Source organism: Spiroplasma melliferum KC3 (assembly GCF_000236085.2).
Taxonomy (GTDB): domain Bacteria; phylum Bacillota_I; class Bacilli_A; order Mycoplasmatales; family Mycoplasmataceae; genus Spiroplasma; species Spiroplasma melliferum.
On record NZ_AGBZ02000004.1, the window covers coordinates 127,423 to 144,400 of the forward strand.

Annotated in this window: 17 protein-coding genes; 13 read left to right on the top strand and 4 right to left on the bottom strand. The window is 28.2% G+C overall.

The window, feature by feature from the left end:
• The first annotated feature begins 3 nt into the window (after positions 1–3).
• On the top strand, positions 4–1,563 hold the full coding sequence (locus SPM_RS04945) for a vWA domain-containing protein (RefSeq protein WP_004028505.1): 1,560 nt from the start codon (positions 4–6) through the stop codon (positions 1,561–1,563).
• On the top strand, positions 1,553–2,062 hold the full coding sequence (locus SPM_RS04950) for a dUTP diphosphatase (protein ID WP_004028506.1): 510 nt from the start codon (positions 1,553–1,555) through the stop codon (positions 2,060–2,062). The genes SPM_RS04945 and SPM_RS04950 overlap by 11 nt, the downstream gene beginning before the upstream one ends.
• Before the next feature lie 34 nt (positions 2,063–2,096).
• On the opposite strand, the gene SPM_RS04955 is transcribed toward SPM_RS04950, so the two are convergent.
• Positions 2,097–2,342, bottom strand: a complete 246-nt coding sequence (locus SPM_RS04955) for a ferredoxin (RefSeq protein ID WP_004028507.1) — start codon at positions 2,340–2,342, stop codon at positions 2,097–2,099.
• 95 nt (positions 2,343–2,437) lie between these two features.
• Here SPM_RS04955 and SPM_RS04960 point away from each other — a divergent pair, with 95 nt between their 5' ends.
• From SPM_RS04960 to SPM_RS04995, 8 genes are all read left to right on the top strand, one after another.
• A complete protein-coding gene (locus SPM_RS04960; RefSeq protein ID WP_004028508.1) occupies positions 2,438–3,139 on the top strand; it encodes a hypothetical protein in 702 nt (233 codons plus the stop codon).
• A 13-nt stretch (positions 3,140–3,152) separates the two neighbouring features.
• Positions 3,153–3,824 (top strand): (d)CMP kinase, encoded by a 672-nt coding sequence (gene cmk / locus SPM_RS04965; RefSeq protein WP_239643298.1) that lies wholly within the window; start codon positions 3,153–3,155, stop codon positions 3,822–3,824.
• Positions 3,825–5,141 carry a ribosome biogenesis GTPase Der gene (gene der / locus SPM_RS04970; protein WP_004028510.1) on the top strand — a complete coding sequence of 439 codons (1,317 nt, stop codon included), beginning with the start codon at positions 3,825–3,827 and terminating at the stop codon, positions 5,139–5,141. It begins immediately after the preceding gene.
• A gap of 11 nt (positions 5,142–5,152) precedes the next feature.
• A complete protein-coding gene (locus SPM_RS04975; protein ID WP_004029095.1) occupies positions 5,153–6,163 on the top strand; it encodes an NAD(P)H-dependent glycerol-3-phosphate dehydrogenase in 1,011 nt (336 codons plus the stop codon).
• Between the two features lie 87 nt (positions 6,164–6,250).
• Positions 6,251–7,213: a hypothetical protein gene (locus SPM_RS04980; protein ID WP_004028512.1), complete on the top strand. Its 963-nt coding sequence runs from the start codon at positions 6,251–6,253 to the stop codon at positions 7,211–7,213.
• Positions 7,214–7,315: 102 nt separating this feature from the next.
• Positions 7,316–8,128 carry a Cof-type HAD-IIB family hydrolase gene (locus SPM_RS04985; RefSeq protein ID WP_004028513.1) on the top strand — a complete coding sequence of 271 codons (813 nt, stop codon included), beginning with the start codon at positions 7,316–7,318 and terminating at the stop codon, positions 8,126–8,128.
• A 44-nt stretch (positions 8,129–8,172) separates the two neighbouring features.
• Positions 8,173–9,750: a 2,3-bisphosphoglycerate-independent phosphoglycerate mutase gene (gene gpmI, locus SPM_RS04990; RefSeq protein WP_004028514.1), complete on the top strand. Its 1,578-nt coding sequence runs from the start codon at positions 8,173–8,175 to the stop codon at positions 9,748–9,750.
• 128 nt (positions 9,751–9,878) lie between these two features.
• The gene (locus tag SPM_RS04995) at positions 9,879–10,838 is read left to right on the top strand and encodes a CPBP family intramembrane glutamic endopeptidase (protein ID WP_004028515.1); all 960 of its coding nucleotides are present in this window, start codon (positions 9,879–9,881) and stop codon (positions 10,836–10,838) included.
• An 89-nt stretch (positions 10,839–10,927) separates the two neighbouring features.
• Here SPM_RS04995 and SPM_RS05000 read toward each other — a convergent pair whose 3' ends face one another.
• Positions 10,928–12,328, bottom strand: a complete 1,401-nt coding sequence (locus tag SPM_RS05000; RefSeq protein ID WP_004028516.1) for an alanine--tRNA ligase-related protein — start codon at positions 12,326–12,328, stop codon at positions 10,928–10,930.
• Positions 12,329–12,503: 175 nt separating this feature from the next.
• On the opposite strand from SPM_RS05000, the gene SPM_RS05005 reads away from it, so the two are divergent.
• Positions 12,504–13,160, top strand: a complete 657-nt coding sequence (locus SPM_RS05005; protein ID WP_004028517.1) for a hypothetical protein — start codon at positions 12,504–12,506, stop codon at positions 13,158–13,160.
• Positions 13,161–13,211: 51 nt separating this feature from the next.
• Here the strand turns inward: SPM_RS05005 and rnjA are convergent, their stop codons facing one another.
• Both rnjA and def read right to left on the bottom strand, forming a co-directional pair.
• The gene (gene rnjA, locus SPM_RS05010; RefSeq protein ID WP_004028518.1) at positions 13,212–14,972 is read right to left on the bottom strand and encodes a ribonuclease J1; all 1,761 of its coding nucleotides are present in this window, start codon (positions 14,970–14,972) and stop codon (positions 13,212–13,214) included.
• 173 nt (positions 14,973–15,145) lie between these two features.
• Entirely contained in the window at positions 15,146–15,727 is a 582-nt protein-coding gene (gene def, locus SPM_RS05015) for a peptide deformylase (protein WP_004028519.1), read from the bottom strand.
• A 70-nt stretch (positions 15,728–15,797) separates the two neighbouring features.
• Between def and rsmD the strand changes: the two genes are divergently transcribed.
• Both rsmD and gmk read left to right on the top strand, forming a co-directional pair.
• Positions 15,798–16,391, top strand: a complete 594-nt coding sequence (gene rsmD / locus SPM_RS05020) for a 16S rRNA (guanine(966)-N(2))-methyltransferase RsmD (RefSeq protein WP_257986831.1) — start codon at positions 15,798–15,800, stop codon at positions 16,389–16,391.
• Between the two features lies 1 nt (position 16,392).
• Positions 16,393–16,968, top strand: coding sequence for a guanylate kinase (gmk, locus tag SPM_RS05025; RefSeq protein ID WP_004028521.1), 576 nt, complete (start codon positions 16,393–16,395; stop codon positions 16,966–16,968).
• Positions 16,969–16,978: the final 10 nt, after the last annotated feature.

Consider the following 16,978-nt stretch of genomic DNA (forward strand, 5'->3'; position numbering starts at 1 on the left):
AACATGAATCCATATTTAGAGCAAAAAGCGGGAATTCAATTAGTTAATAAGTTAACAGCATTAAAAAATACGGATTTAGTTAATCCAAAGTTTGCTCTGATGAAAACAACAAATCGTTGATTAAGTGAAATGTTTGATCAAGCTGTTAATAATTTTTATGATCACCAAATTGAAAATGAAATTATGAAAATTAAGTTAGACTCAAATATTGAAAAAGAAATTTATTTGTTTCATTGAATTAAAGTTAATGGTTATGATGGTTTAAAAAAGAATTATGCTTCAACACAAGACTTTTTATTTAAAGTTAATTCACCATTTTATGATCGGCTAAATTATTATCGCTATGAATTTAATAAAAAACAAAATAATAATCCAAATATGTTATTTCGTGATTTTATTGGAATTTGAGAATCAATTTTAATTAAAAGAATTAATGATTATCGTTTTGCAAAAATTGAAGAATTAAGAACAAAGTTTATGCAAGATTTATATAATAAAGTGGAAATATATAATAAAGCTAATAGTTTATTAAAAACAATATGAAACTTTTTTGGTAAAATATGAAATCCAACAGAACTAAAAAAAGGTGTTAATATGTCAGCCATTGATAAGTTTGCAAAATTTTTAGAAACTAATCCAGCAATTATGGAAATTGCAACATTATTAGGACGTTTCCAAGGTGAAAGTAATTTAATTGAACAACGAATTTTAGAAGAAATTGTGATGGATTATGAATGAAAACCAATTGGTTCTTCACCAGAAGAAATTATTGGGGCAACTGAGTCAAAGGATTTAGAACATATGTTCCCAGCCGAATTAGTTTTATTAAAAGATCCAGTTTTAAAATATATTTTTTATAAAAAATATATTGAGGGAAAATTAACAACATTTGAATTTTTATCACAAGATAAAGTTCCTAAAGAACAAATTAAATTACGGACAATTGAAACATATGTTCCCGAAGAAAAAGGACCAATCATTTTATCAATTGATACTTCTTCTTCAATGCGAGGTAGTCCTGAACAAATTGCCAAAGCACTTGCTTTAGCAATTGCAAAAATTGCTTTAGGAGAACATCGTCCTTGCTATATGATTAATTTTTCTAAAAGTTTAGATGTCTATAATTTATCTTCTTTAAAAGATTCACTCCCAAAATTAATTGAATTTTTATCAAAAAGTTTTGCTGGAGATACCGATGTTGAACCAGCTTTAGAACATACCTTAACAGTAATGGATAGTAATGAATATTTTAATGCTGATTTATTATTAATTAGTGACTTTTTAACTTCTGATTTATCACCTCAATTAATAACAAAAATAAATTTATTAAAACAACGTCGGAATCGATTTCATGCTATTGTAATTGGCACAATGGGAGCAGAAAATGTAGAAACAATTTTTAACAATGCTTGAATTTATGACCCACGTGATCCATTTGCTTCAGAACGAATTATTGCCTCGTTAACAGGCCAAATTGTAAAGAAATATGATAAAGTTTCTGGGGCAAAAGCAATTTTAGGACGAATGATAACTGCAAAGGAGATTAGCAAAAATGTTAAGTAAGGATACTTTTAATTATTTGTTAGAAAATCAAAAAAAATTAGATGAGCACATTTTAACAAAATTTAAATTAAATGATGATGAAACATTTGAGAAACGAATTTTAGCTTTCTTAGTTGAATTAGCAGAATTTATTAATGAACAACGTGATTTTAAATATTGAAGTGTTAAACCAGCTTCAACAAAAGATGTTTTATTAGAAGAATATATTGATGGAATTCATTTTTTGATTAGTATTGGTAATAGTTTAGGAGTTGATTTTAAAACATATCAATATTGTAATGAATGTTGTAAGGAAAATATTAATTTGACGAAACTTTATTTAAATTGTTTTGCTGTTGCGACAGAACTAATTAAAAATCAGACACCAGAAATTTATTTTAAAGTTTTAAATCAGTATTTAATAATTGCTGAACAGTTAAAATTTACTGAAGATGATTTACTTATCGCTTATAATAAAAAAAATAAAATTAATTTTACTCGTCAACAAAATAATTATTAAAAAAATGTTTTATAAAAAATTATAAAACATTTTTTTAATCCGTATCAAGACTACTTTTGCGATTTTCCTTAAATTCTTCTAATGTTTTAATAAAAATTGCCGCCGTTGGACACACCATTTGTGCTTCCACTAATTCCTTTTCATTATCAATTGTATTTGCGAAACCATCATCATCCATAAAAAATGTTTCGGTTTCATCAATCATAATACAGCTTCCACAAGAAATACATAAGTCAGTATTTACATATGTTCTTTTTTTTGATATATCACGATTTGCCATATTTATCACTCCATTATTTATTTACTATAATAATAACAAAAATTTTAATAATAATATATAATTTTAATGTAGTTTAAAAAAGTTGGAGGTTTAACATGGAAACTAGAATGGAGAAATTTGCCCAGCTACGTGAAATGATTAAGAAAGAGATTGAGATTGATCAAGAAATTAATCAAACAAGTCAGGTCATTAATAGTTATATGGCGAAATTAAACGCTATTGATGATAATTTTTTTGGTGGTGTTAAATCAAATTTTGAACAAGAATTTAGTTGAGAAAAAGTGTATTTGGATAAAAACCCAGATGAACAACCATATCCATCTGATTTTAAATATGATTTACAACAGTTGCTAGAACAAGTTGTTAATACAACCAAAGCAACAATTCAAACTAATCAAAAAAATGACCAAGATGCCGGTGATGTTATGCATAATATTTTAATTGCTGAAACATTGTTAAACAAACCAACATATCAAAAATATCAAGCAATTTTAGAAAGTATTTTAGCAGAAAAAATTATTTATCATCGTGTAAGTGATAAAATTCAAGCAGAAAATAGTAATTTTAAAATTAATTCAGCTAATATTGAATTTAGTACAATTGCACATATGCGGAAAAATGACCAACGGTCAACAGCAGAAATGCTAAAAGAATCAAGTGCTCTTTTAGAAGAAAAGCATAATAATGTGTTAGTTGTTTATCGAAAGATAAAACCAGGTTATAAAATGTTATTTAGTACTATGGTTTTGCTTGTTGTTTTATTGGCTATTTGTTTAGTTTTAATCTTTATGTTATAGAAAATAGGAGTAGATGATGAAAATAAATATTGCGATTGATGGCCCGGCTGGTAGTGGAAAATCTTCTGCTGGTTATGAATTGGCCAAAAAACTAAATTATCAGTTTATTGATACTGGTCTAACTTATCGTGCTTTTACTTATTTTTGTGTAAAAGTTGGAGTTGATTTTACAAATCATCATCAGTTGCAAGCACAATTAGCAAACTTTAAATATCAAGTAATTAATAACCATGTTTATGTTAATAATGAAGATATTACTGATAAGTTGCAAACTAATCTTGTTCTTGATAATATTAACAAAATTACTGGACTTGATTTTATTCGAGCATCAATGGTTTGTTTACAACGAAAATTAGTGGTTAAAAAAGGTAATGTTGTTGTTGGACGAGACATTACTACTGTTGTTCTCCCTGATGCGGAAGTGAAAATTTACTTAACAGCTAGTATTACAGCACGAGCTAACCGCCGATGAAATCAAAATCAAGAAAACAATATTGTTCCAAATAATTTAGCAGAAATTAAAGTCAAATTAAAAGAACGAGATTATGTTGATACAACACGAGCGGTAGGACCATTAAAAATTGCTCCTGATGCGGTTGTTGTGGATAGTAGTAAGTTAACATTTGAACAAACAGTAACTAAGATTTATCAAGTAGTATGTAATTATAAGAAAGCAGGAAAATAAATGGCACAAAAAGGAACTGTTGCAATTGTAGGGCGGCCAAATGTTGGGAAATCAACATTATTTAATCGTATTATTAAAAATCGTCTTGCAATTGTTGAAGATACTCCTGGCGTAACACGTGATCGAATTTATGCTTTTTCAGAATGATTAACAAGGGAATTTTTAATAATTGATACGGGTGGAATTACATTAAATAATACGGCAATGTTTGCGCAAGAGATTAAAATGCAAGCAGAAATTGCAATTGCAGAAGCCGATATTATTATTTTTGTTTTATCGTACAAAGAAGGAATTACCCCAGATGATGAAATGGTTGCAAAAATATTATATCGTGCTAAAAAACCGGTTCTTTTAGTTATTAATAAATATGATAAACAAGAAAAAGAAAGTGAATTATTTGAATATATGACATTAGGATTTGGTGAGCCAATTGCTGTATCTGCTACGCATGGGATTGGCATTGGTGATTTATTAGACCAAGTAATTTCTTATTTAGATCAAATTCCAATTCAGCCAAAAACAGAAGGAATTCATTTTTCTTTAATTGGAAAACCAAATGTTGGAAAATCTTCGTTAACAAATGCAATTTTAGGTGAAGAACGAGTTATTGTATCACCAATTGCAGGGACAACAACAGATTCAATTGATACATCGTTTAAACGTAATAATCAACTTTATACTGTGATTGATACAGCTGGGATTCGACGAAAAGGGAAAGTTTATGAGAAATTAGAAAAATATAGTGTTCTTCGTGCTGTTAGTGCAATTGAACGAAGTGATCTTGTTTTATTGATTATTGATGGAACAGTTCCTATTACTGACCAAGATACAAATATTGCTGGAATTGCATTTGAACAAAATAAACCAATTATTTTAGTAGTTAATAAGTGAGATGCAGTGATGGAAAAAGATGAACGGTCAATGAAAAAAATTGAGCAAAGTATTCGTGGATATTTTAAATATCTAAATTATGCAAAAATGGTTTTTGTTTCTGCTTTAGAAAAAAAACGATTACATATTTTATTTCAAACAATTGATGAAGTTTATGCTGGTTTAACCCAACGAGTAAAAACTAGTATTTTAAATGAAATTTTAGTAAAAGCACAATTGTTAAATCCACCGCCAGATTTTAATGGTGGTCGTTTAAAAATTTATTATGCTACCCAACCCGAAGGTATTATTCCGACTTTTATTATGTTTTGTAATAATCCAAAATATCTTCATTTTTCTTATAAAAGATTTCTTGAGAATCAACTTCGAGAATATTTTGGATTTGAGGGAGTACCAATTAAAATATTATTTAGAGAAAGAAAGTAACGAGGGAAATTATGATGAAAAAAACACAAAAAAATATTACTATTATTGGAACAGGAGCATATGGGACAGTTTTAGCAAATGTTTTGACAGATAATGATCATAACGTTATTATGTATGGAATTGATAATAAAGAAGTTGATGATATTAATAATGCACATTTAAATCGTCATTTTTTTGGTAATTTAAAAATTAATAAAGAAATTAAAGCTACAACAAATTTTGCTGAAGCAGTTGAAGATGCTGAATATATTATTTTAGGAATCCCTGTTGTTGCTATTAAATTAATTATTGAAAAGATTAATCAAACAGTAACTAAACCAGTTGTTATTATTAATGTTGCTAAAGGATTAGACCCTGACACGCATGAAGTTTTATCAAAATCAATTATAAAATTAGTGAATCCAAAAATTTTAAAAGCATATGCTGGTATTTATGGCCCAAGTATTGCAAAAGAAGTTTTACAACGAAAACCAACATGTATTATGGCGGTTTCACAGGATTTTGCAATTGCACAAGAAGTTCGTGAATTATTTAACAATGAATATTTTGTTACTTTTGCTAATACGGATGTTATTGGTACTGAATATGCTGTTGCTTTGAAAAATGCAGTAGCAATTGCCTCAGGAATATTTAATGGTCTTTATGAATCAGATAACGCTAAAGCATCATTAATTACGATGGGATTAAATGAGATTCAACTTTTTGCCAAAACAAAAGGAGCTCAAATTGAAACTTTTTTTAACTTTGCGGGATTAGCTGATTTAATTTTAACAACTACCTCAAGCAAATCACGAAATTATTCTCTTGGTTTTGAAATTGCTCAAGTTGATAATGCTCAAAAAGTTTTATCAGAGCAGGTAAAAACAGTAGAAGGCGTTTTAACTTGTAAAACAATTGTGTTAGATGCGCGAGCAAATAATATTACTCTACCTCTATTTGAAGCTTTATATGATATTTTATATCATAATAAACGGCCAAGTGTAATTATTAATAATGTTTTTACAAAAGCAATATTGTCCTAAAAATGCCACTATTTTATGTTATAATTACTACACAAAGTATATCAAAATAAAGAGTATGTAATTATTGATGAAATGGAAGGGCACAAAATGAATTTTAAACATTCTTTTAACAATGATTCGGGCAACAGACCAGAAAGTAATCAACAACAAGTTTCTCTTAACCAGGGAAATAATTTTAGTGTTTCACAACAACAGTATCAACAAAATGGACCTAATCAAAATTATAATCCAGTAACATCTGGACAAACAGGACAAAATATTTCGCAACAACAATATTCCCCAGCAAGAAATATCAACTTTCAACAATATCAACAACAGAATGGTAATAATCAAAATTATAATCCGCTTAGTACTAACCAAGGGGGTCAACCATCACAACAATATCAACAACAAAATTTAATGCAACGTCCACCTCAAAATATTGGACCACAGCAATTTAATCAACAATCAAATCTTGGTTCACAATATCAACAACAGAATGGTAATAATCAAAATTATAATCCGCTTAGTACTAACCAAGGGGGTCAACCATCACAACAATATCAACAGCAAAATGTGAATCAACAATATTCTCCTAATGCTAATAATTGAGGACAACAAAATAGTCAACCAATAAATACGATGCAGGAAAATCCACAACAATTATCGGGGCAAGGAACCCAACCGCAAACAATTGCTGAATGAATTGCCAATAGGCAAAATAGTACTTTAATTAAACCATCAGATTTCTTAAATGCACCAATTGATCCAAACATTAAAGTTGGTCTTGGTAAAAATATGAATATTGGGGTATCAGGGTCATCTGATTTATTTGATGATAAGCAGCAAAAAGGAACCAATAGCAAAAAATATCAATCAAATATTGAAAAAATTCAATGTCAATGTAAAAATTGTGTAAAGAAAGCACGCCCCTGATTAACTGTTTTTATTACTATATTAATTGTTTTAGCTATTTTAGGTGGTTGTGTTGGGGCTATTTATGGTTTTCGCCCTCAACTGAGAGATTGATTATTGAAAGATGAAGTAACAACTGAAAATGCAGTTGCTTAGGGGATAATTCTTGTTTTAAGATTTAACTTTTAAACCATATTTAAAAATATGGTTTTTTCTTTTACAATATAATTATGAGATTTTAATAGAAAGTAGGAAATTATGACTAAGATTAAATTAATTGCATTAGATATGGATGGAACTGCTTGTTCTTTTCATCAGGGGATTTACGAGACAAATATTATGCCAATTATTAAAGCACAAGAAATGGGTGTTCGTGTTGTTTTTGCAACGGGACGGCCAGTATTAACTTCGTTGTCAGAAGCTATTAAAGTAAAAATGGATTATTTTCAGCAATATTTTATTGGTTTTAATGGTGCATGCATTTATGATATTAAAACTAATACAATTGTTTATCAACAAACCTTATCTGCTTCTCAAGTTAATTTTTTATTTCAATTAGCAAAAAAATACCATAAAAAATTATGATGTTATATTGATGATTTAACTAAAGTTATTGTTAACTTTAATCCTGTTGCTGAAAATAATCCTGAATTAGCATTTTTTCATGGGGAATTCATTCAATATGATTCTACATTAGTAATTCAAAATGAGAGTTATAAGTGTATTGTAATGAATGTACATGAAAACGATGATTTTATTATTGCAGCGCGTGGACAAAATATTGAAATTGCAATTGATGCCTCAGGAACAGCAGAAATAAATGCGCCAGGTATTAGTAAACTAGCTGGTTTAAAATGAATTTCAGCCCAATGGGATATTGCTTTATCAGAAATGATGGCAATTGGCGATAGTATGAATGATTATTGAATGATTAAGAATGTAGGGTTAGGAATTGCAATGGAGAATAGCCAAGAACAAATTAAAGCAGTTGCAAAAGAAGTAACTACTACCGTTGAAACAGGTGGTGTTGCAAAAATGATTGAAAAATATATTCTCAATAATAAAAAATAATTATATAATTGTTAAGGAAAGAGAAAAAGAGGAGAAATAGTAAAATGAAAGTTAAACAACCAATTTTATTGGCAATTCTTGATGGATGAGGAATTGCTCCTGATTCAAAAGGAAATGCTGTAACACAAGGACATATGGTGAATGTTGAAAAATTAAAAACAAAATATCCATGAGTCTCAGCACATGCGGCAGGAGAATGAGTTGGTTTACCAGAAGGACAAATGGGAAATTCTGAAGTTGGACATATTCATTTAGGAGCAGGTCGCATTAAATATGAATCATTAACTTTAATTAATAAAGCAATTAAAGATGGAACATTTAATCAAAATCCAGAACTTTTAGCGGCAATTAATTTTGCAAAAAAAAGTAATGGTGCCTTTCATATTATGGGGTTATTTTCTGATGGTGGTGTTCACTCGCATTTAAACCATATTTTTGCTGCTTATAAATTAGCAGCACAAGAAGGAATAAAAGAGATTTACTTGCATATTTTTGGCGATGGACGTGATACGAAACCAGAATGTATTAAAATTTACCTTGAACAATTTCAACAATTACAAAACCAATTAAAAGTTGGGGAAATTGCAACAATTGGTGGTCGTTATTACGCAATGGATCGTGATAAAAAATATGACCGAGTGCAAATTGCTTATGATGTTTTAGTTTCAAGAAAGGGTTCAGAATTTAGTGACCCAATAGAGTATATTAACCGTGAATATCAAGCTGGTCGCAATGATGAATTTTTAATGCCAGCATATAATATTAATACCCCAAAAGGTTATATTAAATCAGGTGATGGTGTCTTTTTTGCTAATTTTCGCCCGGACCGTGCTATTGCAATAGCTTCAGCTTTAACAAATCCTAATTTTCCGGGTAATGAAGCACAAACTTATTTTATGCCGAAATTACATGATATTTATTTTGTTTCAATGATGGAATATGCAGAAACAGTTGCTTCAAAACATGTTGCTTTTAAACCAATTGAAGTTGTTAATGGTTTAGGAGAATGATTAAGTAAAAAAGGCTATCGACAACTACGAATTGCTGAAACAGAAAAAATTGCTCATGTTACATTTTTCTTTGATGGTGGAAAAGATTATTTTAAAAATGGTTTAGCAACACAAGCCGAAATTACATTAACAGGGGCTTCGGCAGATTTAATTCCATCGCCAAAAGTAGCAACTTATGATTTAAAGCCAGAAATGTCAGCATATGAAATTACTGATAAGTTAATTACTGAACTTAATCAAAATGAATTTGATGTTATTATTTTAAATTTTGCAAATTGTGATATGGTTGGTCATACTGGAATCTTGCCAGCGGCAATAGAAGCAGTTAAAACTATTGATAATTGTCTTGGCAAAATTTATACAGCAATTCAAAAAGTTAACGGAATTATGATTATTACTGCTGACCACGGAAATGCTGAAATTATGATAGATGAAACGGGTGGTCCTAATAAAAAACATACTTCACAATTGGTTCCAATTATTATTACCAAAGAAGGGTTACAATTACGACAAGATAATCCGGCAATTGCTGATATTGCTCCGACAATTTTAGATTTATTAGGTGAAGAGATTCCTCCTGAAATGACACAACCATCATTAATTATTAAGTAAAAGGCATTGAAAAATGTCTTTTTTAGTGGATATATTCAAAATTTTTTAACAAATAATTTTAAATTTTCAATGGATTTTTAACTAATTTATTATATAATAAAAAGTAAGATTTAAAGGAGTAATAAAAAATGACTAATAATGATAATGGATATAATTCTAAAAGAGCATGATATGAATTAAAGCCAACATTAGTTGATCGTGCTGCTCCCTTTGATTTTAATTTAGTTAAACTTAGAAACACGGGTTATATTTTTTTAAGCACAGCTATTTTTGCTCCCTTTTTTATTAATATTTTGATTTCATATATGTTTGCACACAATGAATATGCTTTAGCAGGAATGAACTTTATTAGTTGAATTATTGTTGCAGCTGGTTCATATTTTGTTATTAGTGGGGCCCAAAATGAAATTATGCGGTCAGGTGCTATTGCCTTTTATTATTTTTATTTTATTCCAAATATTATTGGTTTAGTAATTGGGACTATTGCAAACCAGTTTCATCCAGCTGTTAGCGTTAAAACAACAATTAATTTATTAGCATCAATAATTGCAGGATTGGTAACAATTTTTATTCTTTATAGATCGTCACCATCAATTTTTAAAAAAATTAAATTAACTTTAAAACAGGATTATAAACGCATTCTTGTTGTTTGTCCAATTGGTATTATTGCTATTTTTTCAATTCATTTATTTTTTGTTTATTTACAATCATTAATAACAACAACAATTTCAAACAATCAAAATAATTTAATTGTAGGATTAGATAAATGGTGAAATATTGTTTTCTTATTTATTTATACAATTTGTATTGCTCCAATTGTTGAAGAATTAGCAACTAGACATGGGATTTTTAGTTTAAGTGGTAACAAATGACTTGGATTTGTTTCATCAATAATTTTCTTTGCTGGAATACATGTTGCTGGAACAGGAGATTGAGAACATATTATTGGATATATTGGAGCATCATTAACACTAGGAATGTTATTTCTAATTGTTAATGGAAATGTTACATATACAATAATTCCCCATGCTGGTTATAATTTCATTGTTGCCATTTTAATGCTTGTTGCACCAAAATTTTTATCATAATTAGTTTTAAAAAGCACCAAGTGCTTTTTATTTTTATTAAATATATCAATAATTTTAATACAAAAAAGATGATACATAATATCATCTTTTTAATCCATTTCTGCTTTTTTTATTGTTACTATTAAAAGGTCCAAAAATGGTTTAATATCATTTTGAAAGGTAAAGCTAATAAATAAAGCTGTCCCGCCGCCAGCCATTGCAAAGGCATTTTTATTAGTTTGCAAAAAGTTATTAAGATTAAATTTACTTTGATGTTTTTTAGTAAAACCAATAAATCCATACTGTAAGGTTGAATTAATAAAAATTAGCAAGTTATTTTCGTATTCTTGTAAAAATTTATTTAATTTATTGCGTATTAATTCAAGTGTTATTTTTTCATCATTAATAATAATTTCTTTGATTATTAAATTATTATTAATATTTATTTCTTTAATTGGAAAAACAGTATTATCAATTGTTTGTAATAATAATTTGTATTTTTCTTTTGCAATTTCATTTAATTGTTTTTCTAATTGTTCAATTTCTATATTTAAATTATTTTTTGCAAGTATCGTTGTTGGAATTACAAAATTGGGAATTGTAAAATTAAATTCAGCATCATAATTCTTGATTTTTTTAATACTTTGGGATAAATTATCTTTTTTTTGATTAATTCAATTAGTAAAGTAACTTTGTGTTGCTTCTTTATTTGTTGAAAATTGTATTCGAACTTTCTTTTTATCAACTCAACAATCCCAAATTTCAAAAAAATTAATTTCTTGTAAGTTATTAACATGTGTCCCCCCACATAAGTCAATTGTTGCAGTTGGAAATTCAACAACGCGAACAATTGGATCATATTCAAAATTTGGATGAGCAATTTTTAATTCTCTTGCTTGGGCAATTGGCATTTGATGTTCAATTTTAGCAATGTCATGATTAATTAATTTTTCAATAATTTGCTTGCGAGCTTTTAAAATAATTTCTAATCAGTTATCAACTTTATTCATTGCTAAGAAAGCATAATCAGTTTTAATTTGCACCGAATCTGTCATGTCACCATCATTTAAAATATGTTCAATAATGTAAGATAGAATATGTTGGGCTGTATGATTTTTTGTAATTTTAATCCGACGTTCAACATCAATTTTTTGGATTAATACATCATTAATTTCGATTGTTGTGCCATTAGTATCAACAAGATGAAGATATACTTTTTTATAAATTTGTTTATTTAAGTCAAAAACAGAAATTTTATGTTCTTTTTTAATTAATACTCCTGTATCAGAGATTTGACCTCCACCAAGGGCATAAAAAACAGTATGATCAAAAGCAATAAATCCAATTCCATTTAATGTGGTAACTGGATAACCATTTGCATCAAATAATGCTAAAACTGTTGCAGTATCAGTTGTTTGGTCATAACCATGAAAAGTGGTAGGGGGAAGATTAACATTATTCTCTTGTTTTTTGAAGGTAGTTCATAATAATTCAATTTGTTCATTAGTCATAAGATATTGGTTCCTCTCTTAATATTAAATTATATGTTATATTTGTAAATTGTAAATAAACGATAAGAAAAATCTGTTAATTTAATTAAAATGATTTTCACAATAAACAAGATAATATTTTATAAACTATGAAAAAATAATTTAATAATAAAAAGCCAAAAAAGAGGCGAATAAAATGAAAAAAATGTTCAGTTTATTAACACTCATGAGTTTTAGTTTTGGTACTATGTCTAAGATTATTGCCGCTAGTGCATTAGAAAGCCAACTCATACCACCAGTAATAAAAGCGGAAACTAATTTAGATTTATCTTATAAAAATGGTGATAATTATAATGATAATAAAGGTGATGTTGTTTTTAATGATTGAGGTTTAAAAAGCGATGGGTGAAGATTGTGACATACATTTAATATTGGTTTTATTAATCCTATTACTTATAAAAAAATTATGTTTTTAGGGACAAATGCAGATTTTTATACAAAAATTAGTTGAGGAAATGACGAATATTATGGTGATAAATTAAACAAATATAATGCTTGTTATAATGATAATAAAGTAAGTAATAAAATTATTAATGCAAAAGTTCTTAATCCAAATCTTGATGTTCCTAGATTTGTTAGAAATGAAAGTCGTTTTTTTGTTCAGTCACTTGAAATTCGTTATATTAGGGCATACCTTTCAGCAACGCAACTGTTTGCCTTAACTTGATATTATGATAATAATAATTATTATATTCAAGTTTTTACATACTATTGAGTAAAAGTATGACATTCATGGATATATGGTGGGACATGAATGGGGATTGGTACTGGTATTAGATTATATAATGATTAAATAATAATAAAATATATATTAAAAAATAAAAGAATATTTTTACATATTCTTTTATTTTTTATTTAAAATTACTGGAATAATTAATGGATTACGACGTTTATAACGGTAAATGAAAGGAGATAATGATTGCTTGATAGCATTTTTTAGAGCCCCAAAAGTTGGCTTTTGAGTTTTTAAAACTTCATTAACTGCTTCGGTTGCTAAGCGAATTGATTCATTAATAATATTTCCAGATTCTTTAACATAGAAACTTCCTCTTGAAATAATCCGTGGTGGAGTTAGCAATTGGTTATTTTGTGAATCAATTGAAATAACAACAGCAATTAAACCATCTTTTGATAAGATTTCACGGTCACGAACAACAGCTGTTGTTTGACCTGATAAATCTTTGCCATCAACATAGACAGCTTCAGCTTCAATTCGTTTTCCAATTGCTGCTGTTCCATTTAATAATTCAATTTGATCACCATTAGCACAAATAAAGACATTATCTTTTGGCACATTGACACTAATTGCTGTTTCACCATGTTGACGAAGCATACGATAGTCACCATGCATTGGCATAAAGTATTTTGGCTTCAATAGGGTAAATAATAATTTTTGTTCTTCTTGCGAAGCATGACCAGAAGTATGAATTTGATTTAGAGGACTATTTTCTTGTACAATAGCACCGGCACGAACTAGTTTATTAATAACTCGTTCAACATCAGCTTGATTACCAGGAATTGGTGATGATGAAAAAATAACAGTATCACCAGGAATAATAGAAATATGTTGATGTTGGTTATTTGCAATTCGTGATAATGCAGCCATTGGTTCACCTTGACTTCCAGTACAAATAATTAATATTTCATTATCTTTATAGTTTTTAGCATCATTAGCTTTAATAAATGCCTTATCGGAAATTTTTAAATGTCCCATTTGACGAATAATTTTAATAATTCGATCTAAGCTTCGACCAAAAACTAAAATTTTTCGTCCATATTTATTTGCAATTTCAACAATATGTTGAATTCGATGGACATTTGAAGCAAAAGTTGAAATTAAAATTCGCCCTTTAGCTTTAACAAATAATTCACTAATATTTTTAATAATTTTTGTTTCAGTTTGAGTATAACCTTCAACTTCAGCATTAGTACTATCAGCCATTAATAACATAACACCTTCTTGCCCCATATTTGCCATTCGTTCAATATCAGCACGATGTCCTAGTGGCGTTCAGTCAAATTTATAATCACCTGTTGAAACAACTTTTCCATTTGGAGTAACTACTGAAATTCCAAAAGCATCAGGAATACTATGATTAACAGCAAAAAAGTTAATTTTAAAGTTTTTCGTTTTAATCACACTCATATTATCAACTTCTTTAACAATTGTGGTTTGTTCCAATTTTGCTTCTTTTAGCCGATCACGAATTAAAGCAGCTGCTAATCGTGGTGCATAAATAATTGGAATATTAACTTCACGTAATAAATAGGGAATTCCACCAATATGGTCTTCGTGCCCATGCGTAATAAATAACGCTTTTATTTTTCGTTGATTTTCTTTTAAATAATTATAATTCGGAATAACAGCATCAACTCCAAGCATTGTTGAACTTGGGAATTTAACTCCTGCATCAAGCATAATTAACTCTTCATCATGCTCAATACAATATGTATTTTTTCCAACTTCTTCTAATCCGCCTAAAGCAAAGACTTTTGTTGGAATTTTATTTTTAACAACATTTTGTGTTGGTTGTTTTGTTACTATACTAGTTGGTTTTGTAACTATTGTTTTGTTTTTACTTGTTTCTTTCTTTTCTTCATTCATTGAAATTATCACCTCATAATTCTAAAATTAACGCATAGTTTTTTCTTTATTAAATTGCTTATTATTAAAAAGAAAAAAAATTAATTTACTAGTATCCAAAAAATTATAACATAAAGATTAATAAGATTACAAAAAAAATACTTTTTCTTTAAAAAAGTTAAATAATATTAAATTTATAAAATAATTCAATCATTTTTTTTCAATCAAGGTTCTTTTTTATTAATTAAATCATAATATAGTTTGCCTTCTAAATGTGCTTGTTCATGTTGAAAAACAATTGCTTCATAACTACGAGCAGTAATTGTCACTTGTTGTTGTTTTAAATAATCATAACCTTCAACAATAATTCGAAAACTACGAGGGACAAAGCCTTTTTTATCACCATTAACACTTAAACAGCCTTCGCCTTCTTCTATGCAAGCTATTTGTGCACTTTTTCCAATAATTTTAGGATTAATCATTGCATGCTCAATTATTTTTTTGACTCCTGTTTCGTCATTTGTCTCTTCAATCCGAATATAATACATTTTAATATTAAATCCAATTTGAGGAGCTGCTAAGCCAACAGCTGGTCTAATTGTATGGCCACTATTTTTTTGTGGATCTTGGGAATATCTTACAAAATCAATTAATTTTTTCATCACAAGTTCATTTTCAGGTGCTAATGGTAAAGAAACGTCAATTGATGGTTGCCGAATTGACGGTGTGTCATCAAATACTAGTCAGTCTTTAGTTGGAATTTCGTTTTGCAACACTAAAAATCACCTCTTAAAAAATTATAACATATTCAGCAATTATTAAAGAAAATTCTAAAGTTTTAGTATAATAAAAAAAAGAAAGAAAAGGGTTAAGAAAATGCGCGTGATTAGTGGAAAATATAAGGGTTATCAAATTAAAACATTAGATGGAATGAATACCAGGCCAATGACGGCCCGTATTAAAGAAGATGCATTTAATATTTTAGATAATTATTTTATTTATGAAAATAAGATTGGCTTAGATATTTTTGCTGGAAGTGGTCAATTAGGAATTGAAGGCTTATCACGGGGGTTACAACAATGTTATTTTAATGATTCTCATCAGGGTGCTTACAAAATTATTGAAACGAATTTAAATAAATTAAAAATAAATAATGCAAAAATATTAAATTATGATTATAAAATTTTATTAAGTTGAATGATACAGCAGAAAATGTCAATTGATATTTTATTTTTGGACCCACCTTTTAAGCAAATTGAGTATTATTATGATATTATTACTATAATATTGAATAACAATATTATCAATAACTATGGAATAATAGTTTGTGAATCAAATCAAGTGTTGTCATTTGATCAATTTAATTTAGTTATGCTACGCTGTAAAGCATATAAAAAAAAGTATTTGTATATATTAAGATTAGAAAAAGGAGAACGTTAATGTGCAGAAAAAGGGTTTTTTAATTATTTTTTCTGGCCCATCAGGAGTCGGGAAAGGGACAATATGCCAAGAACTTTTTAAATATGAGGAGTTAAATTTGGCTTATTCAGTTTCAATGACAACAAGAGCAAAAAGGCAGGATGAAGTTGAAGGGGTAAATTATTTTTTTGTTGACCGACCAACATTTGAAACTGCAATTAAAAATGATGAATTATTAGAATATGCTGAATTTGTTGGTAATTATTATGGTACGCCAAAATCATATTGTATTGAGCAAATTAATAATGGAAAAAATGTTTTATTAGAAATTGAAGTACAAGGTGCAACACAAGTATTACAAAAGGTAACCGATGCAGTTTCAATTTTTTTAATTCCACCAAGTTTAGAAGAATTAGAAAAACGAATTAGAGGCCGAAAAAGTGAACCCGAAGAAGTATTACAAGCACGATTAGCAAAAGCAGCTGATGAACTTCCGTTGCAAAGTAATTATAATTATGTTGTTGTAAATAACACCGTAGAACAAGCCGTTGCAGAAATTAAAACAATTTTAGAACAAGAAATTGCTAATCGTTCATAAGTTTAAAGGA